Annotated in this window: 23 protein-coding genes; 5 read left to right on the top strand and 18 right to left on the bottom strand. The window is 62.7% G+C overall.

The features are described 5' to 3' along the window. Nucleotides 1–40 precede the first annotated feature (40 nt). From DOM57_RS18565 to DOM57_RS18550, 4 genes are read right to left on the bottom strand one after another with little or no spacing between them, the layout of a single operon-like run. Complete coding sequence (locus DOM57_RS18565; RefSeq protein ID WP_110650674.1) at nucleotides 41–1,096, bottom strand: Ldh family oxidoreductase; 1,056 nt, start codon at nucleotides 1,094–1,096, stop codon at nucleotides 41–43. Continuing rightward, a complete protein-coding gene (locus tag DOM57_RS18560; RefSeq protein WP_110650673.1) occupies nucleotides 1,093–2,610 on the bottom strand; it encodes a tripartite tricarboxylate transporter permease in 1,518 nt (505 codons plus the stop codon). Before DOM57_RS18560 ends, DOM57_RS18565 begins: the two co-directional genes overlap by 4 nt. Nucleotides 2,611–2,616: 6 nt before the next feature. Further along, nucleotides 2,617–3,096: a tripartite tricarboxylate transporter TctB family protein gene (locus tag DOM57_RS18555; protein WP_110650672.1), complete on the bottom strand. Its 480-nt coding sequence runs from the start codon at nucleotides 3,094–3,096 to the stop codon at nucleotides 2,617–2,619. Nucleotides 3,097–3,121: 25 nt separating this feature from the next. Continuing rightward, on the bottom strand, nucleotides 3,122–4,099 hold the full coding sequence (locus DOM57_RS18550) for a tripartite tricarboxylate transporter substrate binding protein (protein ID WP_110650671.1): 978 nt from the start codon (nucleotides 4,097–4,099) through the stop codon (nucleotides 3,122–3,124). A 463-nt stretch (nucleotides 4,100–4,562) separates the two neighbouring features. On the opposite strand from DOM57_RS18550, the gene araD1 reads away from it, so the two are divergent. Together araD1 and DOM57_RS18540 are read left to right on the top strand one after the other, a co-directional pair. Then, the gene (araD1, locus tag DOM57_RS18545; protein ID WP_110650670.1) at nucleotides 4,563–5,585 is read left to right on the top strand and encodes an AraD1 family protein; all 1,023 of its coding nucleotides are present in this window, start codon (nucleotides 4,563–4,565) and stop codon (nucleotides 5,583–5,585) included. Nucleotides 5,586–5,796: 211 nt separating this feature from the next. Next, entirely contained in the window at nucleotides 5,797–7,596 is a 1,800-nt protein-coding gene (locus DOM57_RS18540) for an IlvD/Edd family dehydratase (protein WP_110650669.1), read from the top strand. Nucleotides 7,597–7,897: 301 nt separating this feature from the next. On the opposite strand, the gene DOM57_RS18535 is transcribed toward DOM57_RS18540, so the two are convergent. Beyond that, entirely contained in the window at nucleotides 7,898–8,347 is a 450-nt protein-coding gene (locus DOM57_RS18535; protein ID WP_110650668.1) for an NUDIX hydrolase, read from the bottom strand. Between the two features lie 53 nt (nucleotides 8,348–8,400). Further along, entirely contained in the window at nucleotides 8,401–8,922 is a 522-nt protein-coding gene (locus DOM57_RS18530) for a substrate binding domain-containing protein (protein ID WP_110650667.1), read from the bottom strand. A 400-nt stretch (nucleotides 8,923–9,322) separates the two neighbouring features. Here DOM57_RS18530 and tenA point away from each other — a divergent pair, with 400 nt between their 5' ends. After that, complete coding sequence (tenA, locus tag DOM57_RS18525; protein WP_110650666.1) at nucleotides 9,323–9,997, top strand: thiaminase II; 675 nt, start codon at nucleotides 9,323–9,325, stop codon at nucleotides 9,995–9,997. Between the two features lie 600 nt (nucleotides 9,998–10,597). Here the strand turns inward: tenA and DOM57_RS18510 are convergent. Next, nucleotides 10,598–11,767, bottom strand: coding sequence for an MFS transporter (locus DOM57_RS18510; RefSeq protein WP_110650665.1), 1,170 nt, complete (start codon nucleotides 11,765–11,767; stop codon nucleotides 10,598–10,600). 58 nt (nucleotides 11,768–11,825) lie between these two features. Between DOM57_RS18510 and DOM57_RS18505 the strand changes: the two genes are divergently transcribed. Then, nucleotides 11,826–12,338, top strand: a complete 513-nt coding sequence (locus tag DOM57_RS18505; RefSeq protein WP_110650664.1) for an Lrp/AsnC family transcriptional regulator — start codon at nucleotides 11,826–11,828, stop codon at nucleotides 12,336–12,338. Nucleotides 12,339–12,464: 126 nt separating this feature from the next. Here the strand turns inward: DOM57_RS18505 and DOM57_RS18500 are convergent, their stop codons facing one another. From DOM57_RS18500 to DOM57_RS18490, 3 genes are all read right to left on the bottom strand, one after another. Continuing rightward, a complete protein-coding gene (locus DOM57_RS18500) occupies nucleotides 12,465–13,253 on the bottom strand; it encodes an SDR family oxidoreductase (RefSeq protein ID WP_110650663.1) in 789 nt (262 codons plus the stop codon). 62 nt (nucleotides 13,254–13,315) lie between these two features. Next, nucleotides 13,316–14,014, bottom strand: a complete 699-nt coding sequence (locus DOM57_RS18495; RefSeq protein WP_110650662.1) for an SDR family NAD(P)-dependent oxidoreductase — start codon at nucleotides 14,012–14,014, stop codon at nucleotides 13,316–13,318. A gap of 24 nt (nucleotides 14,015–14,038) precedes the next feature. Next, nucleotides 14,039–14,575, bottom strand: coding sequence for a 2,4'-dihydroxyacetophenone dioxygenase family protein (locus DOM57_RS18490; RefSeq protein ID WP_110650661.1), 537 nt, complete (start codon nucleotides 14,573–14,575; stop codon nucleotides 14,039–14,041). Nucleotides 14,576–14,708: 133 nt separating this feature from the next. On the opposite strand from DOM57_RS18490, the gene DOM57_RS18485 reads away from it, so the two are divergent. Next, entirely contained in the window at nucleotides 14,709–15,485 is a 777-nt protein-coding gene (locus tag DOM57_RS18485) for an IclR family transcriptional regulator (protein ID WP_110650660.1), read from the top strand. Nucleotides 15,486–15,519: 34 nt separating this feature from the next. Here the strand turns inward: DOM57_RS18485 and DOM57_RS18480 are convergent, their stop codons facing one another. The 8 genes from DOM57_RS18480 to DOM57_RS18445 form a co-directional block, all read right to left on the bottom strand. Further along, a complete protein-coding gene (locus DOM57_RS18480; protein WP_110650659.1) occupies nucleotides 15,520–16,305 on the bottom strand; it encodes a FadR/GntR family transcriptional regulator in 786 nt (261 codons plus the stop codon). Nucleotides 16,306–16,465: 160 nt separating this feature from the next. Next, on the bottom strand, nucleotides 16,466–17,749 hold the full coding sequence (locus DOM57_RS18475) for a TRAP transporter large permease (protein ID WP_110650658.1): 1,284 nt from the start codon (nucleotides 17,747–17,749) through the stop codon (nucleotides 16,466–16,468). 13 nt (nucleotides 17,750–17,762) lie between these two features. Then, nucleotides 17,763–18,275 (bottom strand): TRAP transporter small permease, encoded by a 513-nt coding sequence (locus DOM57_RS18470; protein ID WP_110650657.1) that lies wholly within the window; start codon nucleotides 18,273–18,275, stop codon nucleotides 17,763–17,765. Nucleotides 18,276–18,526: 251 nt separating this feature from the next. Continuing rightward, nucleotides 18,527–19,522 carry a C4-dicarboxylate TRAP transporter substrate-binding protein gene (locus tag DOM57_RS18465; protein ID WP_110650656.1) on the bottom strand — a complete coding sequence of 332 codons (996 nt, stop codon included), beginning with the start codon at nucleotides 19,520–19,522 and terminating at the stop codon, nucleotides 18,527–18,529. Between the two features lie 99 nt (nucleotides 19,523–19,621). Next, nucleotides 19,622–20,752, bottom strand: coding sequence for a mannitol dehydrogenase family protein (locus tag DOM57_RS18460; RefSeq protein ID WP_110650686.1), 1,131 nt, complete (start codon nucleotides 20,750–20,752; stop codon nucleotides 19,622–19,624). An 8-nt stretch (nucleotides 20,753–20,760) separates the two neighbouring features. Then, a complete protein-coding gene (locus DOM57_RS18455) occupies nucleotides 20,761–22,401 on the bottom strand; it encodes a UxaA family hydrolase (RefSeq protein WP_110650655.1) in 1,641 nt (546 codons plus the stop codon). Further along, nucleotides 22,398–23,444 (bottom strand): zinc-binding alcohol dehydrogenase family protein, encoded by a 1,047-nt coding sequence (locus tag DOM57_RS18450; protein WP_110650654.1) that lies wholly within the window; start codon nucleotides 23,442–23,444, stop codon nucleotides 22,398–22,400. The genes DOM57_RS18455 and DOM57_RS18450 overlap by 4 nt, the downstream gene beginning before the upstream one ends. A 126-nt stretch (nucleotides 23,445–23,570) precedes the next feature. Further along, nucleotides 23,571–24,416, bottom strand: a complete 846-nt coding sequence (locus DOM57_RS18445) for a fumarylacetoacetate hydrolase family protein (RefSeq protein ID WP_110650653.1) — start codon at nucleotides 24,414–24,416, stop codon at nucleotides 23,571–23,573. Between the last annotated feature and the right edge of the window lie 112 nt (nucleotides 24,417–24,528).

Raw genomic sequence — 24,528 nt, 5'->3', positions numbered from 1 at the left:
CGAACTCCCGGTTGTCGAGTGAACTGTTGAACTGCGGCATTCAGGCAAAAGGTGCCTTGCCGGCCAGGGACGAGTTTGCCACGGCTTCACGCAATGCCTCGACCACGTCCTGCGGCAGCGGGATTCCTCTTTCGAGATAGTCGCGGCGCCGCGCGAGGCCCGACTGGCCGGGCAGGCGTACCGGCTTGCCCGCTTCGCGGGGGCGGGAATCGAGGCAGCGGCGGGCCAGGTGATCGGTCTCGTCGAGGAAGGCATCCACGCCGCCGAAACGTGCCGGATCGATCACCATGACCATCACCGAAGCGCCCCAGCCAGTGGGGGCGTCCTTGCGGCCGAAGCCGGAGAGCGCCGAGGTCAGTGCCTCGACCATCAGGCCGAGAGCGAATCCCTTGTGGCCGAAGGCCAACTCCCCCAATGGCAGGATACTGCCGCCGGGCTCGGCAAAATAGGCCTCGGGATCGTCGCTGAGTTCGCCTTCGCCGGAGAGAATCGCCGGGTGTTCCAGCCTGCCGCCGGTGGCGCGGGTCTTGGCCACGGTGCCGTTGGTGATGGTCGACATGCTTACGTCGATCAGCATCGGCTGCTCGCGGCCGGGAATGCCGATCGCCAGCGGGTTGGGCGTATAGACCCGATCTAGCCCCCCGAACGGGGCGACCGAGGCGACCGCCGGATCGGAACTCAGGACCAGCGGAATCAGGTTGGCCTCCACCAGCGGCTGCAGGTAGGCGGCCAGGCAAGCAATGTGATGCGAACGCTTGAGACTGACGATGCCGACGCCGAAGGTTTCGGCCGCCTCGCGGCAGTGATCCAGCGCGCGCTGGACCAGATAGGGGCCCAACAGATAGTGACCATCGAACAGCGCGGCCACGGGACTGTTCTGCTGGATCTCCAAGCGTGCCGGATCGCCGCAGGCGTGGCCTGCCGTGAGATCCTTCAGATAACCGTTGGCCAGCTTCACGCCATGGGTATGGTGGCCGAGCAGATCGCCCTCGACCAGGATCCGCGCGGTGGTGCGAGCGACGTCGTCGCTGGCGCCATTTTCCGCAAACAGCGTCGTCAGCGTCTCGCGCAAGGTGGCGGCGTCATAGCGTGTCATGAGGACCTCGGGCTGTGTTGGGGCTGCGGTTGGCGACGCAGGCGGCGGTACAGGCGCAGGAACAGCGGCAGCAGCCAGACCAGGATGACCAGCGCGCCGAGGGCGGCACTGATCGGGCGGCTGAAGAAGCTGGTCAGGTCTCCGCCGGATTTGAGCATCGAACTCATGAAGCTGTTCTCCAGCGTGCCGCCGAGCACCAGGCCCAGAATGGCGGGTGCCATCGGAAAGTCGTTGCGCGCCAGGACGAAAGCCACCAGGCCGATGACCAGCATGATCCAGATATCGGTAATCGAATTATTGATGGCGAAGGCGCCGACGATGCAGAACGCCAGGATCACCGGCATCAGGATTTTCCGTGGGGTCAGAATGAAGATCTTGGAGGCATGAATCGCCAGATAGCCGATCGGCAGCATGATCAGGTTGGCGACGAAGAACACCGTGAATAGCGCGTAAACCTGGGAACCGCCCTCCATGAAGATCGTCGGGCCGGGGTTCATGCCCTTCATGTAGAGCACGCCGATGACGATCGCGGTGATGGTGTCGCCGGGGATGCCGAACACCAGTGCCGGCACCCAGGCGCCACTGATGCCGGAGTTGTTGGCCGAGCTGGCATCGATGATGCCTTCGATGTGGCCGGTGCCGTAGGCTTCGCGATGCTTGGAGCGGCTCTTGCCCAGGGCGTAGGCGATCCATGCGGCGATGTCCGCGCCGGCGCCGGGCAGGGCACCGATCAGCGTGCCCAGGGAACTACCGCGTAGGATGTTGCGCCAGTAGGTTCGGATGTGCCTTGGTGCCTGGCGGAACACATTGTCCTTGGCGGTTATCGGGACGTCGCGGGTTTCCTTCCGCGAGCCGTAGAACATCATGATCTCGTTGAGCGCGAACATGCCGATCATCACCGGGATGAAGTTGATCCCCGCCATCAGATCGGGAATGCCGAAAGTGAAGCGGGGCGCACCGCTCATCATGTCCAGTCCCACGGTGGAGAGCAGCAGCCCCACCGTCAGCGATAGAAAGGCCTTGAGACGCGATCCGATGGCGATGAAGATCGAGCTGCTCAGGCCAAGCAGCGCCAGCCAGAAGTACTCGAACGAGCTGAAGTTCAGCGCCACTTCCGCCAGCGACGGCGATACCAGCACCAGCACCAGCGTACCGAACAGGCCGCCGATCACCGAGCACACCAGATTGGTACCCAGCGTCTCGCGGGCGCGCCCCTTGCGGGCCAGCAGGTGGGATTCGCCGACATAGGCGGCGGAGGCCGGCGTGCCGGGAATGTTGAGATAGGTGCCGGGAATGTCGCCGGCGAATATCGCCATCGCCGAAGTTGCCACGATCGCCGCGATGGCGGGCGTCGAATCCATGTAAAACGTGATCGGTACCAGCAATGCCACCGCCATGGTGGCGGTCAACCCGGGAATGGCGCCGACGAACAGACCGAAAATGGCAGCCGCAACGATGACCAGCATCGTCTGGGCGTTGAATACCATTGCCAGGCCCTGCAGAAAGGGTTCCATGAGCGTTCACCAGGCAAGCGTAAGGCTGGAAAGAAGGGTGCCTTCCGGCAACGGAATCAGTAGATAGCGCGAAAACAGCAGATAGATCAGTGCTGCCACCACGATCGCGACGGCCAGCGACATCCACAGCTTCGCACCTCGTATCAGCATCAGCAGCAGCATGCTCAGTGCCATGCACAGCGACGCACCAAGCGTCTCGCTGGCCAGGATATAGAAGACGATCAGGCCGCAGGGAACCAGCGAGATCAGCAGGCCGCGATAGTCATAGGCGGAAAGGCCGCCACCCGCGGCACGGATCGCCGCCGGCAACTCGCGCACGCGGCTCAACGCCAGCAGTGCCCCGCCGATCGCCATTCCCCCGCCAATCAGCGAGGGGAACAGCGAGGGGCCGAATTCGAGTGTCGGCATGGTCGGGTAGGTCTGGGCGACGGCGATCACCACGCCGCCGCCGATCAGAAACGCTAGACCGAGTAGAAAGTCCTTCATGGCGCTAGCTCCCTCGGGGAAAGCCTCACTTGGCCAAGCCGACCTGCTCGACGATTTTGCCGAAGCGCTCGTCCTGGTCAGCCATCAACTGACCGAAGTCATCGGCGCCACGCCATTCGGTACCGAAACCCTGCTTGGCCATGAAGTTCTGATAGGTGTCGCTGTTGAAGGCGGTTTCGAGTGCGCTCTCCAACTTCTCGACGATGGCCGGGTCCATCCCCTTGGGGCCGGCGATACCGCGCCACTCCCCGATTTGATAGTCGCTGTCGATAGCTTCTTTCAGAGTCGGCACGTCGGGAAAGCTGTCGAGCCGATCCGGTGCCATGATGGCAAGGCTTCTGGCCTTGCCGGCTTCGATCATGGAGCGCCCCTCGGGCACCGAACTGGGCACGATGTCGATGCTGCCCGCGGCCATCTCCGTCATCGCCGGTGCCGCGCCCTGACTCGGAATCCACGAGACGCGATCGGCCTCCATGCCCTGATCGAGCAGGAAACCGGCGAACGCCAGATGCCACACGCCGCCCTGTCCGGTCCCCGATGCGTTGTAGGTGCCTTTCGGCTCGCTCCTGATCTTGTCGACCAGAGTCTGGACGGAGTCGAACGGGCCGTCGGCGGCGACCTGAATGCCGGCGTAGTCGTAGTTGATCTGCGCGATCGGGGTGTAGTCCCGGTAGGTCAGCTGGGTCAATCCCTGCCAGTGCATCATATTGATCTCGCCGGTGATCAGGCCCAGGGTGTAGCCATCCGGCTTGGCCATGGCCATGGCGGTGTGGCCGACCACGCCGCTGCCACCGGTGCGGTTGACCACGTTGACGGTCTGACCCAATTCGTCCTCCAGCGCAGTGGCAATGGTGCGGGCGGTGGCATCGGTACCGCCGCCGGCGGCCCAGGGCACGATCAGCGTGATCGGTTTCTCGGGGTAATCGGCCAGCGCCGGCAAGGGCAATAGCAGGGCAGCGCCCAGCAGACCGATCAGATGGCGTTTGATTGTCGGAGTGGACATGGCGTGTCTCCTGGGTCGTCCTGTTATGGAAACACTGCATAAATGTCTGCGCAGTCGAATCGCTGCGTTGCGCGGTGCTCGGAATCCTCACATATAACCCATATGCTCCGGTTCCTGCGCTCCGTGCGCCTTGCGCTTCATCCTGCTCGACGATTTATTCAGCATTTCCTTATGGGTTGTACTTGGCGACGCTTTTTGCTGATGACGCTATGGTTAATGACTATTGAGTGCAATATTCGTGTTGGCTAGACATTGGTCGAGTTGGTGCGATTGCGAGCGTATCGGCCGCTCGAGCCGGTGACGAGATCAGCCTACCCGGATTCGAGGCAAGCGTATTTGCTCCGAAAGTCTATGTTGTACTTATTGGTGATATGTTCAACATATGGTTCACCCTTGCGCGGGCAAGCCGGCAAGAGGACCCTTTCATCCTCTGATCCCATCCATCCTTCAAGGAGACAACCCGATGCGCCTGATTCAATGCCTTCACGACGACCGCCTGACGGTTGCCCTGGTGGATGAGGGCAAGGCCGGGAACGAGGCAGCCGCGAGCGGCAGCCAGGTTCGCGTGGTAGCGAGCGAGGGCGGGGTCTACGCGCTTGCCCGTCGCGCCATCGCCGAGGGCAAGCCATTGAGCGAGATCGTCGCGGCGTCGTTGACCGATACCCGACTCGACTACGCGCAACTGGTCGCCGAGAAACGGCTGCTGCCGCCGTTGACGCATGCCGATCCGGCGCACTGCCTGGTGACCGGCACGGGGCTGACGCATCTGGGCAGCGCCGACACCCGTTCGGCCATGCACGCCGCCACCCAGGTCGAAGAGAGTCAACTGACCGACTCGATGCGCATGTTCCGCATGGGCGTGGAAGCCGGCAAGCCTGAGGTTGGCGAAATCGGCCCGCAGCCGGAGTGGTTCTACAAGGGCGATGGCGATTGCGTGGTGGCGCCGGAAGCCGATATTCCGTCGCCCGCCTTCGCTCAGGACGCCGGCGAGGAGCCGGAGCTGGCCGGGCTCTATGTCATCGGCGACGACGGTACGCCGTGGCGTGTCGGCTACGCCATCGGCAACGAGTTTTCCGATCACGTCACCGAGCGCTTCAACTATCTATGGCTGGCGCACTCCAAGCTGCGTGCCTGCAGTTACGGGCCGGAGCTGTTCGTCGGCGAATTGCCCGAGAACCTCGAGGGCACCAGCCGGATCGTGCGCGACGGTCGCACGCTGTGGGAAAAGCCGTTCTTGACCGGCGAGGCCAACATGGCCCACAGCCTGGCCAATCTCGAGCATCATCACTTCAAGTACCGAAATTTCCGTCGTCCCGGCGACGTGCACGTGCATTTCTTCGGTACCGCCACGTTGAGCTTCGCCGACGACATCGTGGTCGAGCCGGGTGACCGCTACGAAATCGAACTGCCGGCACTGGGGCGTCCGCTGCGAAACACGCTGAGTCGCGAGGAAGAGCGCGGCTATGCGGCGGCGAAACCACTGTAGTCCGATCTACGCTTTGTCTGAAAAATGCCTGCGCTTGTCCATACAGCGTTAAAAATCGGCTCAAAATGCTCATTTACACCCTCGTAAACTCCGCTTTTTCGCCGATTTTTGCCTTGTCTGGCCATCGCTCGTCGCTTTTTCAGACCAAGCTTAATGCCGGGCCCGATCCGATATCGGGCCGGCCATCGGCCGTTCTTCTGGAGTTCCGCACATGAGTGACCAATCCCGCATTACCCCCGAGCGCCTGCGCTCACGCTGGTGGTTCGACAATCCCGAGCATGCTGGCACCACCGCGTTGTGTCTCGAGCGCTACATGAATTACGGCATCACGCTGGAAGAACTCTCCTCCGGCAAGCCGATCATCGGCATCGCCCAGTCGGGTTCCGATCTGACGCCATGCAACCGCCATCACATCCAGCTGGTGGAGCGGGTCAAGGCCGGCATCCGTGCCGCCGGCGGGGTGCCGTTCGAATTCCCGCTGCATCCGATCCATGAGAACGTGCGCCGGCCCACCGCCGCGCTCGACCGTAATCTGGCCTATCTCGGTCTGGTCGAAGTGCTCCACGGCTACCCGCTCGACGGCGTGGTGCTGACCACCGGCTGCGACAAGACCACGCCGGCCTGTCTGATGGCGGCGGCCACCGCCGATATTCCGGCGATCGTGCTCTCCGGCGGGCCGATGCTCAATGGTTGGCGCGGCGCCGATCGCGTCGGCTCCGGCACCATCGTGTGGGAGCTGCGCAAGCGCCTCGCCACCGGCGAGATCGACTATCCCGAGTTCCTGGCACGCATTGCCGATTCGGCGCCCTCGGTGGGGCATTGCAACACCATGGGTACGGCCTCGACCATGAACTCGATGGCCGAGGCGCTGGGCATGAGCCTGCCCGGTTCGGCGATGATCCCCGCGCCCTACAAAGAGCGCCCGATGGTCGCCTACGCCACCGGCGAGCGTATCGTCGACATGGTGTGGGAAGATCTGCGCCCGAGCCGGATTCTGACCCGCGAGGCGTTCGAGAACGCGATCGTGATCTGTTCCGCGCTGGGCGGCTCGAGCAACGCGCCGGTGCATGTCAACGCCATCGCCCGGCATGCCGGCATCGAGCTGACCAACGACGACTGGCAGCGCCTCGGCCACGACGTGCCGCTGCTGGCCAACGTGATGCCGGCGGGGGCCTATCTCGGCGAGGAGTTCTTCCGCGCCGGTGGCGTGCCGGCGGTCGTCCACGAACTGCTGGTGGCCGGACGGCTGCATGGCGATGCGCTGACCGTCAACGGCCAGACGCTGCATGCCAACTGTTTCGGCCGCGAGACCCAGGACGAGGACGTCATCCTGCGTTTCGATAAGCCGCTGGTCGAGGCAGCGGGCTTCATCAACCTGAAGGGCAATCTGTTCGACTCGGCATTGATGAAGACCAGCGTCATCTCGGAAGACTTTCGCCGTCGGTTCCTCTCCAATCCCGACGACCCGAACGCCTTCGAAGGCCGGGTGGCGGTGTTCGACGGCTCCGAGGACTACCACGCGCGCATCGACGATCCCGCGCTCGAGATCGACGAGGACACCATCCTGGTAATGCGCGGCGCCGGCCCGGTGGGACATCCCGGCAGCGCCGAGGTGGTCAACATGCAGCCACCGGAAGCGTTGATCAAGCGCGGCATCGAATCGCTGCCGTGCCTGGGGGATGGTCGTCAGTCCGGCACCTCCGGCTCGCCCTCGATCCTCAACGCCTCGCCGGAAGCCGCTGTCGGCGGAGGGCTGGCGCTGCTCGAAACCGGCGACCGCGTGCGCATCGACCTCGAGCGCGGCGAAGCCAACCTGCTGATCAGCGAAGAGGAACTGGCGGCGCGGCGGGCCAGGCTCGAAGCTAGCGGCGGCTACCCCTATCGCGCACACCAGACGCCGTGGCAGGAGATCCAGCGCTCGATGGTCGAACCGCTGGACCGCGGCATGACCCTGGCGCCGGCGACCAAGTATCGCGCCATCGCCTGGGATCTGCCGCGGGACAATCACTGAGCCGGGCTACGCCCGGAGTGATATACACGCCAAAAGCGGTGGTGACAGGCTGATCCAGCTTCAGTCTGGCGTGGATATGTATGCCCAACGTATCCCGAGTGCGCTCAGAGGGTTCCCGGATAGGCGCTGCCGATGATCAGGCATACTGCATGCCGCCTTTGCCGAACGACCAGTTGTGCCGATCCGTTTCGAGCAGGTTCATATGTATTGAGATACATCGTTACTCTGTAGGCGATGGAGGAGAGCTTGAATAACCCGCAAGACTGAGGTGAGGTTATGGGATAGGTGATCTGGTTTTCGCTTATAGCGCCGCAGCCATCTTGGCCACTTCAGCCACATCAAGGCTCAACGCCAGGTCTTGTCTTTCTAGACTTTCTATCGGAAACCATCGTGCATCCAGAGCATCATCGCCGGCTACGGGTTCGCCAGAGACCCACTGACACAATACCGCGATAAGTACAAAGTGCTGCTGAATATGGCCGGCGTCATCATGATCAAATACATCTACGGCGGTAAAGGTTTTTACAACGCTTGCCTGGACGCACGTCTCTTCGTGAAGCTCGCGTAATGCCGCGCTTTCAACCGTTTCACCAAAATCTATTTTTCCTCCCGGAAAACCCCAGTGATTAGCGTCCGGTGGATTCCTGCGCCGAACGAGCAAGACATTTCCGTCACGAATGACGGCTGCTATTGTCGCCGGTATAGGGTGATGAGTAGCTGGATTGCCTAGTTGGGGAGAGCTTTTTTCCATGGGTCGGCTCTTGGATGAAGGGTGAGATAATGGTTGTTTCTTACTTGCCATAATTAGAGGGTTTGGCGTGGCAGTAACTGCTCCTCCACGATATCGACGAATGCACGCGTTCGTGTCGAAATGCTTTTTCGGTGCGGATGGATTGCGACGATTTCCAGTGGTGCCGGTTTGAAGTCGAGCGCCAATTCGATGAGATCGCCTGCCTCGATACTTTCCTTGCAAAACTCATAGGGAATGATCGCGAATCCGATTCCGGCACGGGCGCCAGCGATGAGCATCAAGCTACTGTCAACGCGATAGCGAGTCGGCACATCTAGCGCGATGGTTCGACCTCCGGCATCAATGAAATGCCAGGGATTCGCCTGTAGTGCCGTCAAAGTCGAAATGCAGGGCATGTGGCTGAGTTCCTGTACCGACGCGGGCCGGCCATGGTCGGCAATGGCTGAGGGAGCGGCGACTACCGCGCTGCGCATGCTGACCAGTGGACGAACCACCATACCGCTATCGGACAGCTTGCCACGGTGGTAGCAGATCGAGACATCCACATCCCTTCTGACCGGGTCGAGCGGCGCCATGCTGGTGATGCAGTCGATAGCGATATCCGGCGGTCAACGGCGCCGACGCGGCACGCTTCACGGCGTATCTGGGCCAGGTGCTGAGCGATCTTAGAACACTTTTGCTGTGACTTCGTCTCTTGTTTCTCAGGACTACAGGATTGACTCATCCCAGCAAAGTTGTTGAACAAACAACCTCCCGTTGGCTAGTGTGTCTAGCGTGCTTGACGGGGTGCCGGACGACCGGCTGAGAGATGCAAGTCCGTGAGTCGGACTAGCGCATCGACCCGTTGAACCTGATCCGGCGAATGCTTGCGCGTGCAGGCGGGTACTGGCGTAGGGAATCAAGCGGGCCTGTGACAACACTCGTGCCTGTCCTTCGTGGTCTCCGGATCTGGCTTGGTAACGACTGGAGACGATCATGGCCTATGGTTTCGACGATCTAAAAAACGCGTGCGCGGCTGACTGGCAGGCTTACATCCAGCATGATTTCGTGCGCCGATTGGGCGCCGGTACGCTCGAGCCGGATGCTTTTCGCTATTATCTCCAGCAGGACTATCTGTTTATTCAGCATTTCGCGCGGGCGTATGCGCTGGCGATCTATAAAAGCCGCAATATGGCGGATCTGCGCCAAGCCTTTGATGGTCTCAAGGCCATCGTCGATACCGAGCTGACGCTGCATGTCGACTACTGCCGGCAATGGGGCATCAGTGACCATGACTTGGCTCGATTACCAGAAGACCGTGCCACCATGGCTTACACGCGCTATGTGCTCGATGCCGGCAATCGGGGCGATTTACTCGATATGCACGTGGCGCTTGCCCCGTGCCTGGTGGGCTACGGCGAAATCGCCAATATGCTCAACAGCGAGGCCACTACGGTACGCGCCGATAACCCTTACGATGCCTGGATCGCGATGTACGAAAGCGATGCATTCCAAAGCGCCATGCACAGTGAAATCGAATGGCTGGACGAACGACTGGCTGGTGTGACCGAGCAGCGCTTTGAAGAACTCATAGGTATTTTTCGAGATGCAACCCGCCTTGAGATCGACTTTTGGCAAATGGGGCTCGACTGGCGATCTCGCAGTCAGTGATCAGTCAAGACTGCGTCATGCATCTGCCGGCCGATACGCTACTAACTCTGTGCTGATCTAGCGCCAAGTCCGCGCTTCATTCTGATCGCTTATCTATTCAGCATCCTCGGGAACCAGGTGACCTCAATCGGCACGAAAGTGCTCTATGAATACGCGTAGCAAGCCGAAGTCCTGTATCTGTTTGGGAAAATAAAGAAAGAATCCCGGCCGAGTCGGAGTGTATTCGGCCAATACTTGAATCAATGTACCGCGTTGCAATTCTCGTTTTGGACGCCTCGCTTCAATGACCAACCGATGCCCAAGCCTTGAGTCGCTGCATCCACTACGCTCCGAAAGTCATTGAAAATCAGCGTGCCGCGTGGCGTTCTGGGAATTCATTTTCTTTGGTGAAGTCCCCAATCTTTGGACCGTGGCGGGCATCGTGTTGATAGCCTCTGCCGGGGTGATTGTGCTGCATGCTTGTGTGGTCCGCGCTCCAGGCAAAGGAGCCGCATCACCATGAGATCTGAACTCGAGCGATAAGCGGTCCGTACGATAGATGAAGATATAAGCCATAATCTCCTGCTGCTCTAGGGATCATTGACGCTTTGATGATACTGGCTACGTATTTATTCTCAGCTTCCAACTAGCCAGCGCGCCGAGTACCACGAACACGGCGGCTAGTGCTGTCACGGCCGCAAAGCCGCCGTTGGCGTAGACAGGGCCCATCATCATGGGGCCCGCAAAGACCGCTGAATAGGTGATGGCGCTATTGAGTCCCATGACGGCGCCTCGTGCTTCGGTGGCGCGCCGATTCAATGATACCACCAGCGCATTCAGGCCCAACTGGTTCAACAGGCCCCAGAGAAAGGCGGCCATCAGCGTCGATGCCGGTGTTGCCAAGGCATAACCCCAAGTGACATAGCTCACCGCGATGGCGATGAGGATCGCGAGTAGGTAGGAGCGTGAAATCGGCGGTGCGATGATGCCCAGTCCGACGCCGGCCATGCCGAAACCGAGTCCATAGGCCATGACGAAGCCGCCCGCGCCCTGGGCGGAAAGCTCGAAGGCATGCCGTACCCCCTGACCGAAGAAGGCGAAGCTGCCATAAAAAGCGGTCATGTAGGCAAATATGACACCCAGCAACAGCCCCACTCCGGGTAAGCGCAAGGCACGCCAAGGTGGCGTTCTGGCGTGTGTTTGTCTGGGTACGCCCTTCAATACCCACAACAAGCCCAGCGCGATGAGCGCGGACATGCCCGCAAGCAGGGCATACACCGATCGCCACCCGATATGTTGCGTGACAAGGGCCGCAAGCGGGACGGCCAGTACCAGGGCCATGGCCCAGCCCGTGAGGACGAGCCCCAGCCGGGCGGCTTCACGGCCTCGAGGTGCGGTTGCAGCCGTTGTCGCATAGGTACCAGGGAGCAGCACGCCGGTCGCGAGGCCCGCCAGGGCTTGTGACAGGCACAGCCCGATCCAGCCCTGACTCATGCCACTCAAGGCCTGGGCGATGGCGAGCAGCCAGGCGGCACCGCCGAGGACTATACCGGCGGGCATGTGGTCGTTCAGTGAGGCAAGCGTCAACGCCGAGATCGCCGTGGCTGCCCCGAAGGCGGAAATCGACCAGGCGATTCGGAAGGGTTCGCTGGATAGCCCATGTGCCACGTCGGCCAGGATCGGACTCAGGACGAAGGCGTTCGCGCCCACGAGCATGACTGACGCGAGAAGCATGGGCGTTTGAAGGATGCAGGCGAGCGTGGAGATTGTAGCGTTTTCTTTGTATGTCATACAGCATATTATCAAGTTGAATACCGTAACGTGGCAAAGTGAATAAGGCATAAAATCAATGAAATCGAATAACATTCGGAAAGAGGGCGTTCATCCATCTGGGCTCGATCGAACGGACCGAATGTTGTTAAGGCTGCTGAGTGAGCGAGCCGACCGCTCCTACGCGGAGCTGTCCGAACGGGTACATCTTTCACCGCCGGCTGTACACGAGCGTGTCAGGCGCTTGCGCCGTGACGGCGTCATTCAAGGGACGGTGGCAAAGCTCGATGGCACGAAGATCGGCTGTCCGCTGCTGGCGTTCGTGCATGTCACCACCGAAGGCTGGGGGATGACCGAACCGGTGCTCGCGTTGCGTGAGATGGCTGACGTGGAAGAAATCCACACGGCGACCGGGGAAACCTGCTTGATTCTCAAAGTGCGCTGCTCGGGCCCTTCCAGCCTCGAGGCATTGCTGTCGCGTATCCAAGAAATAAAAGGCGTGCGCACGACGCACAGTTATGTAGTGCTGGGAACCTATCTCGAGCGAGGACCGATGCCGGAGATTCCCGAGCCGCCGTCGAAAGGAAAATGATGACAAAGGGTTGGGAGTCGACCTGGATGATGCGCCGATTGAAGCCGCTTGCCATCACTAGCTCTGGAAGACACCGGGCTCTCGAGCCCGGCATTTTCGACTCCGGAAGCTCATAGTCGTGGCACTTCAAAAAGTGCCGGGATAGGCGCCGCCGTCGAGCAGCAGGTTCTGGCCGGTCAGATAGCCTGCCTGCTGGCTGCAGAGAAAGGCGCACACTTCGCCGAACTCTTCCGGGGTGCCGAAGCGACCGGCGGGAATGGCGTCCAGGCGCGCCTGTGCTATCTCTTCATGCGAGCGGCCGCTCTTGCCGGCGGCTTTATCGATGCCGCCCCGTAACCGCTGGGTGTCGAAGGAGCCCGGTAGCAGGTTGTTGATGGTGACGTTGTGGCCGGCCAGGCGTGCCTGGCGGGCCACGCCGGCAACGAAGCCGGTCAGTCCGCTGCGCGCGCCATTGGAGAGCCCGAGCACGTCGATCGGGGCTTTCACCGCCGCCGAAGTGATATTGACGATACGCCCGAATCCCCGCGCGGCCATGGCGTCGACGCAGGCCTGAATCAGTGCGATGGGGGCAAGCATGTTGGCATCCAGTGCCGTGATCCAGTCTTCCCGCGACCAGTCGCGGAAATCGCCCGGCGGCGGCCCGCCATTGTTGTTGATCAGGATGTCGGCCTGTGGCGGCGCGGAAAGTACGGCTTCTCTCGTGGCTGGGTCGCCGATATCGCCGGCGACCGGGCGGACCTCGATCGCGGCGTTCAGCCCGCGCAGCTCTTCAGCCACGGCATCGATCGCTGCGTGCCGACGCGAGTTGATGACCAGATTGACACCTTCTTTGGCCAAGGCGATGGCGCAGCCTTTGCCCAGCCCCTGGCTGGCGGCACAGACGACGGCCCAGCGGCCGCTGATTCCTAAATCCATAGTGATCTCCTCGATGATGAAAGCCGGCGTCGGATGTCATGACGGGCGAATGGTCACCGCTGTCAGCGGATGGCATAGCCACCATCCACCGGGAGGATCACGCCGGTAACGAAAGCCGCCTCCGAGGAGGCGAGAAACAGCGCCGGACCGGCGAGGTCCTGCGGCGTTCCCCAGCGGCCCGCCGGGGTTCGCCCCACCAGTTCCGCCGAGCGCGTCGGATCTTGCGTCAGCGCCGAGGTCAGCTCGGTGGCGATCCAGCCCGGTGCCAGGGCGTTGACGCGGATGCCTTGCGGCGCCCAGGCGATCGCCAGGGAGCGGGTCAACTGAGCGATGCCGCCTTTGGACGCGGAGTAGGCTGGCGCCGCGCCACTGCCGAAGAACGACAACATCGATGCGGTGTTGATGATGCAGCCTCCGGCGGCTTTCAGCGCATCGAAGGCGGCATGGCAACAGCGCTGGGAGCCGTTGAGGTTGATATCGATCACGTCGGCGAAGCCGCGCGGGGTGAATTCCTCGCCACCACGGCGAATCACCCCGGCACAGTTGATCAGCGTGTCGATCTTCGAAAAGGCGGCGAAGAATTCGCCCACCGCTTGTTCGTCGCGCACATCGAGCTGATGCGCGGTGGCCTCGAAATCGAGCGCAAGCCGTTCGGGAGGTTCGATCCCGGTGACGTGGACCTCCGCTCCCTGCCGCGCGAAGGCGGCGGCAATGGCACGACCGATGCCGCTACTGCCGCCGATAACGATGATCGTCTTCATTCCCTTGCCCCTGATATGGATGGTCTAGCGAATGAAGCGATCGACGTAGTCGCGGCCCAGGCCGCAGGCTTCGTAGTGACGCCGGCACATGTCGATCTTGGTGAAGACATCCTCGAAACCCATGTGCTTGCCCCAGGGATCGACGTAGTACATGACGCCGTTGACCTGGAACAGCGTGATCATCTCCTCGACGTCCTCGTCCACCACCAGGGTGTGGGTTTCCCCCGGAGGCTCGTAGACATAGCTGCCCTCGTTGGCGACCCAGTCGTGCTCCAGGTAGTGCCAGCGGCCTTTCAGCACCACGCCATGGACCGGATTGGGATGGCGGTGACGGCTGAGCACGCCGGACTTGCGCACGCGCAGCAGATTGACCCAGTAACCCTGGGAGGCGTTGAGGCACAGCGGGCGAAAGTCGACGTTTTCCGCCTGGGGCACCCAAATGCGCTCGTCCTCGGGAATGGCATGCGGCTCGACGATCTCCAATCCCGCCTCGGCGGGTTGCGGATATTGGTAAGGCATGCGCTGTTGAGCAGCCTGGGTCGGTGTCTCGGTCACGGGCATGAAAGCCTCCTTTGTTTGTGTTCATAATATGGACATAAGTATCATAATATGGACAATTGAAAGCTAAGCGACCCCATGATCGCCGTCAACGATTGGCGAGACGGTTTGGACTAGACATTCGTCGAGGCGAGCGATGAAAGAAAAAGCCGTGCCTTCGTCGGCCCAGGGACCCGTGCAAGGGAGCGCCGCCGTCGTCAAGGGATTGCAATTGCTGCAGATCATTCCCGAACTGGGAGAAGCCGCCACGGTGAAAGGGATCCAGCAGCACCTGGGCTGGCCCCGGCCCACCCTCTACCGGCTACTCAACACGCTGGAGCGGGAGGGCTTTCTCGAGCGCAATCCGCTGGGCGGGGAGTACGTGCTGGGACGACAGTTCATTCACCTGGCACGGCGCTCGCTGCGCGCGGGAAGCCTGCAGGAGCGGGTGCGTGGCGCACTCCGGCGAATCGGGTGCGAGACCGGCGAGACGGTGCACCTTGGCGTGCCGTCCGGCATGCACATGACCTATATCGACAAGGTGGAGTCGGCGGAAACGGTGCGCATGGCGTCCTACATCGGCATGGCGGTACCGATGCACTCCACTTCGGTCGGCAAGGCCTACCTGGCGGCGCTCGACGAGAGTGAGCGTGAACGCTACCTGGAACAGCTCGATTGGGAGCCGGTCACGGCTCGGACGATCGTCGACGCGGCGCGTTTCCGACGGGAATTGCGCGAGACCCGTCGGCGTGGCTACGCCATCGACGACGAGGAGAACGAAGCGGGCATCATCTGCTTCGGGCTGGCGGTGACGGAGGTCGATGGCCGGGTTGCCGGCGCGATCAGTGTCAGCGTGCCCCGGTATCGCTTCGACGACGGCAAGGCCGAGCGGATCGTCGCCATCGCCAGGGCGGAACTCGACTCCCTGGGGTGAGGCGAGAAATGGCCAGGCAGTTGTCGTATATGGCTTAGGGACCGATCGCCTCCGGTATCTCGCCCAACAACGTCTCCGGCATCTCGATTCCCAGCGCGCTGGCGGTGCCTTCCAGCACCGCGACAGAGGCGAAGAAGGCATCCCTCGGGCGCCGCGTGCGGATGCACTCCATGAGTCGGCGGTGCCGTTCCAGGCTGTCCTCGGGATCGCTGGCGCTGACGTTGGACGTCTCGACCAGCAAGTGGATCGATGGGCGCAGAATGTGCGAGAGCTGGGTCCAGACGATATTGTGGGTCGCCTTGAAGATGGCGACGTGAAAGGCGACGTCGCACTCGTTGTGCAGGCGGCCACGCTGCGGACGGCCGTGCTTGGCGGCGCCGGCGCTGCGCAGATCCTGGCCCATGCCCTCGAACGCTTCCTCGATCGCGACCAGGTCCCGGGCGGTCGCGCGTTTGGCCGCGGTCATCGCCACATAAGGTTCGACGTCGAGGCGGAAGGCGAGGATTTCCCGCTGGATGCCAGGGTTCGGTGTGGCGAAGCGGGCCATCCACGCGGTCACCTGCGGGTCGAGAATATTCCACTCCGAGTAGTCCCGTACTCTGGAACCATAGCCGGAGATACGCTCGATGATGCCGGCATCGACCAGTCGCCGCAGATCGCTGCGCACGGCCGAGCGATTGAGCGCGAACTGCTCGCACAGATCGATCTCCTTGGGCACGAAATCGCCGGGCTGGTAACGCCCGGCGAAGATCTTCTCGACCAGCGATTCGGCGACACTGGGGCGTCCGCTGCTGCGGGTCGTTGACGTTTCCTTTACCACAATGGGAATCCCGGCCTGCGAAATCTGTCGTGGATATGTTCAACTTACCCGCGTTCAGCTTTATCTTACCCGTGGGATGCCCGACGATGCGACCGGCAAAGGCCGGCTTACGTCTATGGTCGCAGGGAATCCGGCGGCATGATCGCACCGCCGGACGGGGTCAGAACACCCAGTTCGGCAATGCGAGCGAGATCGCCGGTACGAAGGTCACCACCAGCAACAACCCGACCAGCAGCAGCCAATAGGGCATCACCGCGCGGATGAAATCGGGAATCGAGACGCCGGTAATGCTGCAGGTGGTGAACATCACCGTCCCCAGCGGCGGCGTGATGGTGCCGATCGAGGCATTGAGAATGAACACGATGCCGAAGTGCACCGGATCGATGCCGAATTGGGCCGCGACGGGCGCCAGCAGCGGCGAGAGCACGATCAGAATGGCGTTGCCCTCGAGAAACATGCCCAGAATCAGCAGCAGCGCATTGGCGATCAGCAGGAAGGCGATCGCGCTGTTCACCCCGGAGGACAGCAGCAAGGCAATCTGCTGCGGAATCTGCTCCCAGGTCAATACCCGCGCGAAGCCCGAGGCCACCGCGATGATGAACAGCACGTTGACCGAGGCCATCAGCGATTCCCGGGTTGCCAGCGCGACACTGCCCAGCCCCATTTCGCGGTAGACGAACAGACCGACGATCAGCGCATAGAGCACGGCCATCGCGCCCGCTTCGGTGGGCGTGAAGATACCCACACGAATGCCGCCGATGACCACCACCGGCAACAGCAGGGCGATGATCCCGGCACGGGTCACGCTGATCCACTCGTGACGAGTGACGCGTTCGCGACGCGGCGGTTGGTAGCCCCTGCGGCGGCACTGCATCGACACCAGTACCATCATCGCGATCGCCATCAGCACGCCCGGCACGACGCCGGCCAGGAACAGCCGCCCGATGGAAACGTTGTTGACGTAGCCGTAGACGATCAGCGCAATGCCTGGCGGGATGGTCGAGGTGATCAGCGACGAGGAAGCGGTGACGGCACTGGAGAACGCCTTGGGATAGCCCGCGGCGTTCATGCTCGGTACCAGCAGCTTGGCGTTCATCGCCGCATCGGCGATGTTGGACCCCGATAGCCCGCCCATGAAGGTACTCAGCAGCACGTTGGCCTGGGCCAGGCCGCCATGCAGGCGCCGGGTCAGCAGTTCGGCGAGCTTCAACAGCCGGTCGGTGATGCCGGAGTGATTCATGAATACGCCGGCCATGATGAAGAACGGAATCGCCAACAGCGAGATCGACTCCAGCCCGCCGGCCAGGCGCTGGATCAGCATCACCATGGGCTGATCGGCGCCGACCAGAAAGTAGACCAGGCTGGAGGCGAACAGCGCGAACGCGACGGGCGCCCCCAGACAGAACAGAACGAACAGAGCGACGAGCGCGAAACCGACGGCCATCACATCACCCCTGTTATTGATCGGCAAGCGCGGGGGCGTCGGATGCGGTCGACACCTCCCGATCGTTGGTAATCAGCCGCACCAGGCTGTGGTAGAGCATCAGCGCTGCGCTGATCGGTACGGCGACGTGAATCCAGTAGTAGGGAATCTGCAGCATCGGCGTACTGCGAAAGCGCGAGAACGGCAGCAGTTCCAGCCCCCACACCAGCATCGCCAGGGCGCAGAGCATGACGATACCGATATTGAAAATGCGCACGTTCCAGCGCGCCAGCCGTGCCGGCAGCTTGTCGTTAAGCAGGCCGATCAGCACATGCTCGTTGCGTCGCACCAGGGCGCTGGCGCCGAGGAAGGTCGACCATACCAGCAGCAGTTGTAGAATCTCCTCGCTCCAGGCCAGCGGCGCGGAGAACAGATAGCGCATGAAGACGTTGGCGATGGCGACCACGAACAGTCCGAACAGCGCCAGACTGGCGATAACCTCATCGAGCCGCATCACGCGGTCGATGGCCTTGAAAAGCGTTTGCATGAATATTCAACTCCTAAGGGCGTGAACAACAGCCCACGTCGCAGCGTTAAACAACGGAGGATCGATAGCCGAGCGAGATGAAGCGCAAGGCGCGCGGGGCGCAGACTCGTAGCGCAGCGGAGAGAACGCCCGTAGGGCGGCCCGTAAGGGCGAGTTGCCGAAGGCTACGAGTCACACGAGACATAACGGGGTGTTAGGCGAGGGCTTCGAGCCCCGCGCAACGCCGCGATTCGCTCGCGCAGGCATCGAGACTAGCCGTTGATGATATTGCTGACCTCTTGATACAACCCATCGCTCCACTGCGGGAACGCCTTGGGAATCTCCTCCTGGGCGCGCTCGCGGAACGGCGCGGTATCGACCTCATGCACCTGGACGCCGGCATCCTTCAGCTGCTGTAGCGATTTGTCGGTCTCCTTCTCGACCAGGCCGCGCAGGTTCTGCGCCATCTCCTGGCCGGTTTCGGTCAGGATCTGCTGCTCATCGGGGCTCAGCTGCTCCCAGAATGCCTGGCCGGTGACGAAGGGCGCGACGGTGTGCATGTGTGCGGTCAGATTGAGGTTCTTGACCACTTCATAGAACTTGCCGCCATAGAGCACCGGCAGCGGATTCTCGACGCCATCGACCAGGCCCTGGGCCAGTGCCGGGTAGACGTCGCCCAGCGACATCGGCGTCGGCACGGCGCCCATCGCCCTGATCGCGGCCACGTACATCTGCGAGTTCTGCACCCGGATCTTGACCCCGGAAAGGTCGTCCGGCGTCGATACCGGCTCGCGGGAGAGCAGGTGACGCACGCCGTAGACGGTATTGGGAATCACGATGTGGTAGCCGGATTCCTCGACCTTCTTCTCCTGCTCGGCGAACCAGTCGGAGTCGAAGACCTTGAGCTTGCTGTCGAAATCGTCGGCCAGGTAGGGCGCGTCCAGCACGGCCAGGTCCGGCACCGAACTCATGAAGTTCGAGTAGGCGGTAATGGTGATCAACGGCGAGCCGAAGCGCGCCTGCTCCATCACTTCGGTTTCGCCGCCGAGCTGGCTGGCGGGGAAAGCCTGCAGTGTCAGTTCGCCGTTGCTCTCCTCATTGACGCGCTCGGCCCAGGCCTTGACGGCCACGTCGACCGGTTCGCCCGGCTGGTTGCCGTAGGCGACGCGAATTTCGGTGGCCGCCAGCGCCGGCGTGGCGGCTGCGAGGGCGGTCAGCCCGGCCAGGGTGAGCGAAGCGGTCAAATGAACGAATCGATTCTGGGTCATGGCGTGCTCCTGATGTCTCAATTCAATGGTTGTCGTGGCGTTGCGGTTTCGTTGTGGCGTTCGTCGTGACTCGTTGTGATGCCTTTCGGATGTCGCTGACTATGCGTCTTTGGTCGCCAGCGCCTCGTCGAGGGCAGGGGTGTCGTGCCCCAGTTTTCGCGCCATCTCCACCACCGGCTGAATTCGCCGGGTCAGCTTGGCGTCGTGATTCTGGGCGATGTCGGCAAGCCGATGATCGAGGAACGGGTTGGCGAAGCGTTCCAGCGTGACGTCGCGATACTCCCGCAGGCGTTCGCCGGGCAGTTGGGTTGCCAGCGTGGGCAGCACTTCGCTTTCCAGCACGGCTTGCAGCGGTTCGATCAGCTCGGGGCACGTCATTGCCTCGCGCACGAATTCGACTGGCCAACCGGCGCGTTGCCAGCGATGGACCAGGAAGGTGTGTGCCAGGTTGAGAATGTGCAGCTTGCACAGCGTCTGTGGCGTCAGGTCGTCGACGATCTCCACATCCGGATGCGTGCAGGGCACGGCCATGCCGGGCCGACGCGCGATCGCCCATAGCGCATAGGGTTCGGAGACGGCGCCGAGCGGCTCCAGCGGTGCCGAGACGATACGGTCGACCAGCGTGTCGGCCCACACGCAGCGCGACTCGAGCCAGGCGAGGAAGGCGTCGTTATCGGCTTTTCCGGCGCCGTCGCGCTGGGCGAGGCCCGTGACCAACGATTTCAGCCGCTGGCCGTTGTGCTCGATCAGCTCGCAAGGCAGTAGCGTCAGGCCGTCGTTGCCGGCCTCGAAGCGTGCGCGCAAAAGCCGGGTCAGCTTGCCGGGAAAGCTCTGCGGGACGTCGGCAAGGCTCGAGTCGTCGCCGACGTCGTAGCCGTTGTCGGCGGTGTTGGAAACGACGATGCGCGCGTGCTCGATGAAATGGCGTTCGAGCGCTTGCCATTGCTCGGCGGCGATCAGGCAGCCGGCGATGCTGTCGACCGTCTGTTCGCGGTCGATCGTCTCGCCGTTGCGCCTGCCGCGAATCCGGACCGGGTAGCGGCGCCGCTCGGCCAGCAGCCGCGCCTTGCGTTTGCCTTCCTCCCGCGTCGAACTCTGCACGACGAGAATGCGATCTTCGCTTTCGCCCGCTGCCAGCGACTCGCCAACGAGTGCATCGACATGGGCAAGCAGGAAGCGCCCGGTGCCGAACTGGACGATACCGGCGTCACGGATGGCATTTCGGTCCATGGCGAAATTCACAGGGAAACCCCGCGCTTCCAGGGGATGAAGTCGTGCTGGAAGAGTCGCTGGGCTCGCGATGGGTTGCGTCCCGAAGCGGTGTCGATACACAACCGGAGCAGCTCGTCGGCGAGCTCGTCTATGGAGCGTTCGCCGCGCACGATGGGCCCGGCGTCGAAATCGATGATGTCGCTCATGCGGTTGGCGAGTTCGCTGTTGCTGGCGATCTTGAGCACCGGCGCCACCGGGTTGCCGGTGGGCGTGCCGAGGCCGGTGGTGAACAGGATCAGGTTGGCGCCGGAGCCGGCCAGCGCGGTGGTGGATTCGACGTCGTTGCCCGGCGTGCAGAGCAGGCTGAGCCCGGCGCGGCGATGCGGCTCGGTGTATTCGAGGACGTCGACCACCGGGCTGTCGCCGCCTTTCTTGGCCGCGCCGGCGGATTTCATCGCGTCGGTAATCAGACCGTCGCGAATGTTGCCCGGCGAGGGATTCATGGCGAAATCGGCGCCCACTGCTTCGGCATGGCGTTGATAAGCTTGCATCAGCTCACGAAAGCGCTCGGCGACGGCGCCGTCGACGCAGCGCGCGACGAGTTCGTGCTCGACGCCGCAGAGTTCGGGAAACTCGCTCAAGATGCCGCTGCCGCCGAGCGCGACGAGACGATCGACCACGCCGCCGACCAGCGGATTGGCGGAAATGCCGGAGAAGCCGTCCGAACCGCCACACTCGACGCCGAGCGTGAGCTGGGAGAGCGGCGCCGGCTGGCGGATGACGCGATCGGCTTCGGCCAGGCCGTCGAATATCGACTGCAGCGCGTTGCGAATCAGCGCCGCTTCGCTGGGCGAGGACTGCTGGTCGAAATAGTCGACGCGCTTCAGGCCCTGTGGGTCGCGCTCGGCCACGGCGGCCTTGAGCATCTGAATCTGCGCCTTCTGGCAGCCGAGGCTCAGTACCGTCGCGCCGGCCACGTTGGGATGGCAGATGTAACCCGCCAGCAGCCGGCACAGTGCCAGGGCGTCGTCGTCGGTGCCGCCGCAGCCCAGGGTGTGAGTCAGAAAGCGCACGCCGTCGACGTTGGGAAAGCGCCTGGGGGCGTCGGCTTCGAACGGCTCCTGCGTGGCCTCGCCACTCAGCATCTGGCGCGCCATGCGCTTGTAGTCGCGGTAGGGATCGTCGCCCAAGGCGTCGGCGACGCACTGACGCAGCACTTCGATGTTGCGGTTCTCGCAGAATACCAGCGGAATCACCAGCCACACATTGGCCGTACCCACGCGGCCATCGGGGCGATGGTAGCCGTTGAAAGTAACGCCTTGGAAGGCATCCGTCGCCGGCGGTGTCCAGCCCTTGCTGCCGGGCCGGGCGTCGTCGTTGCCGGTGGCGTGGGCGAGATTGTCGGTGGTGATGACGCCACCTTCGGCAATCGGCTGGGTGGCCTTGCCGACGACCACGCCGTACATGGTGACGATATCGCCCGGGCTCAGCGCCGCGAGCGCGAACTTGTGCTTGTGGCGGACGTTGCCGGCGAGCCGCAGCGTGCGGCCGTCGATCTCGACCTCGCGTCCGGCGGGAAGATCGGTCAGGGCGACGGCGACGTTGTCATGCGGATGGATGCGCAAGCTGACGCGGCTGGGATTGTCGGTCACGATGGATTGGCTCATGCAATCACCTCGCTGGCACCGGCGGAGTCCAGCGTCACCATCGCCTTGATCACGCCGCTGTCCGGCGCGCACCACTTCGGCATCAACTCGGGCAGATCCTCGAGTTGTCCGCGATGGGTGATCAAGGGGTCGGTCTTCAGTTCGCCGCTGGCCATCAGGCGCGTCACGGTCTCGAAGTCCTCCCGCGTGGCGTTGCGGCTGGCCAGCAGCGTCAGTTCCTTCTTGTGGAAGTCGGGATCGCTGAAGGTGATATCCGCTTTGACGATGCTGACCAGCACGTAACGCCCGCCATGGCCGGCGAGGTCGAAGCCACGATTCATCGCCTCGGGATTGCCGGTAGCATCGAACACCACGTCGGCCAGCGCGCCGTCGTTGATCGCCTCGATCTCGGCGACGACGTCATCGTCGATGGCATGCCACACGACGTCCGCGCCCAGCTCGTCGCGGCACAGATCGAGACGCTGGCGGTTGGTGTCGACCATCGCCACCCGCGCGCCGCGGCTCTTGGCCACCTGCAGCACGCCGATGCCGATCGGTCCGGCACCGACCACCACGACCAGTTCGTCGCGTTCGACCTGCCCACGGCGCACGGCATGGGCGCCGATCGCCTGGCATTCCACCAATGCCAGTTGCTCCGGCGTCAGCGACGGCACCGGAACCAAGTGCGCGGCGGGCACGTTCAGGTATTCCGCCATGCCGCCGTCGCGATGAACGCCGACCACTTCGAGATGCTGGCAGCAGTTGGTGCGGCCCCGCCGACAGGCGCGGCATTCACCGCAGTGAAGATAGGGAATGACGTAGACCGCCTGGCCGACGAGGCCGGTGTCGACGTCGTCGGCGGTTGCCACGACCTCACCACTCAACTCATGACCCAGCACGCGCGGATAGACGAAATACGGTTGGTTGCCACCGAAGGCGTGGATATCGGTACCGCAGATGCCGATACGCCGAATGGCGACCAACGCCTCGCCGGAAGCGCAAGCCGGCACCGGCTTGTCGATCACGGCCATCTCGTTCGGCTTCGAACAGACGACGACTTGCATGGGTGCGCTCCTCATAGCGTGGTTACAGAAAGTTCGCACTGTTTATTCGAGAGAAAGAGGATCAAAGGTCAGGCCAATGTCGGTGGCATCATCCGCTCGACAAGGTCGAGCGGAGTGACTGTTAGATCATTGGCTCTCGACGCAGCGTTGCTGCTGTTCGCCCAAGCCCTCGATGCCTAAACGCATGGTCTGGCCCGGCTTGAGGAAGACCTTGGGGTTCTGGCCCATACCGACGCCCGGCGGCGTGCCGGTGGAGATCACGTCGCCCGGCTGCAGACTCATGAAGCGGCTGAGATAAGCGACCAGATGCGGCACCTGGAACACCATGGTCCGGGTCGAGCCGTCCTGGTAGCGCTTGCCGTCGACCTCGAGCCACATGGACAGGTCGTGCGGATCGGCGATCTCATCGCGGGTCACCAGCCACGGGCCGAGCGGGCCGAAGGTGTCGCAGCCCTTGCCCTTGTCCCAGGTGCCGCAGCGCTCGAGCTGGTATTCGCGCTCGGAGACGTCGTTGACCACACAGTAGCCGGCGATATGGCTCATGGCGTCCGCCTCGTCGATATAGCGTCCGCCCTTGCCGATGATCACGCCGAGTTCCACTTCCCAGTCGGTCTTTTCGGAGCCGCGGGGAATTTCCACGTCGTCGTTGGGGCCGCAGATGGCGCTGGTCCACTTGTTGAAGATCACCGGTTCTGCGGGGACTTCGGCGCCGGTCTCGGCGGCATGGTCGGAGTAGTTGAGGCCAATGCAGATGAACTTGCCGACGCGACCGACGCAAGGGCCGAGGCGCGTACCGGCGGCCACTTCCGGCAGGCTGGCGGGATCGATCTGCGCCAGCCGTGCCAGGCCCGAGTCGGAGAGCACGTCGCCGGCGATGTCATCGATCTGGCCCGAGAGGTCGCGGACGACACCATCGGCATCGATCAGGCCGGGCTTTTCCTGGCCCTTGGGGCCGTGGCGTAGCAGTTTCATGCAATCTCCTCGTTTACAGCCCGGGCTGCGCCCGGAGTTGAAAGTCATCAGTTGAAGTACGGCGCTGCGCGCCTGGAAGCTAGAAGAGGGAAGAAAGGCACTTCGTGCCTGA

Origin of the sequence: Salinicola peritrichatus (assembly GCF_003206715.1) — a bacterium.
Classification (GTDB): Bacteria; Pseudomonadota; Gammaproteobacteria; order Pseudomonadales; family Halomonadaceae; genus Salinicola; species Salinicola peritrichatus.
Note: the sequence above shows the minus strand (reverse complement) of the source record. Positions and strands in the feature narration are given on the sequence as shown.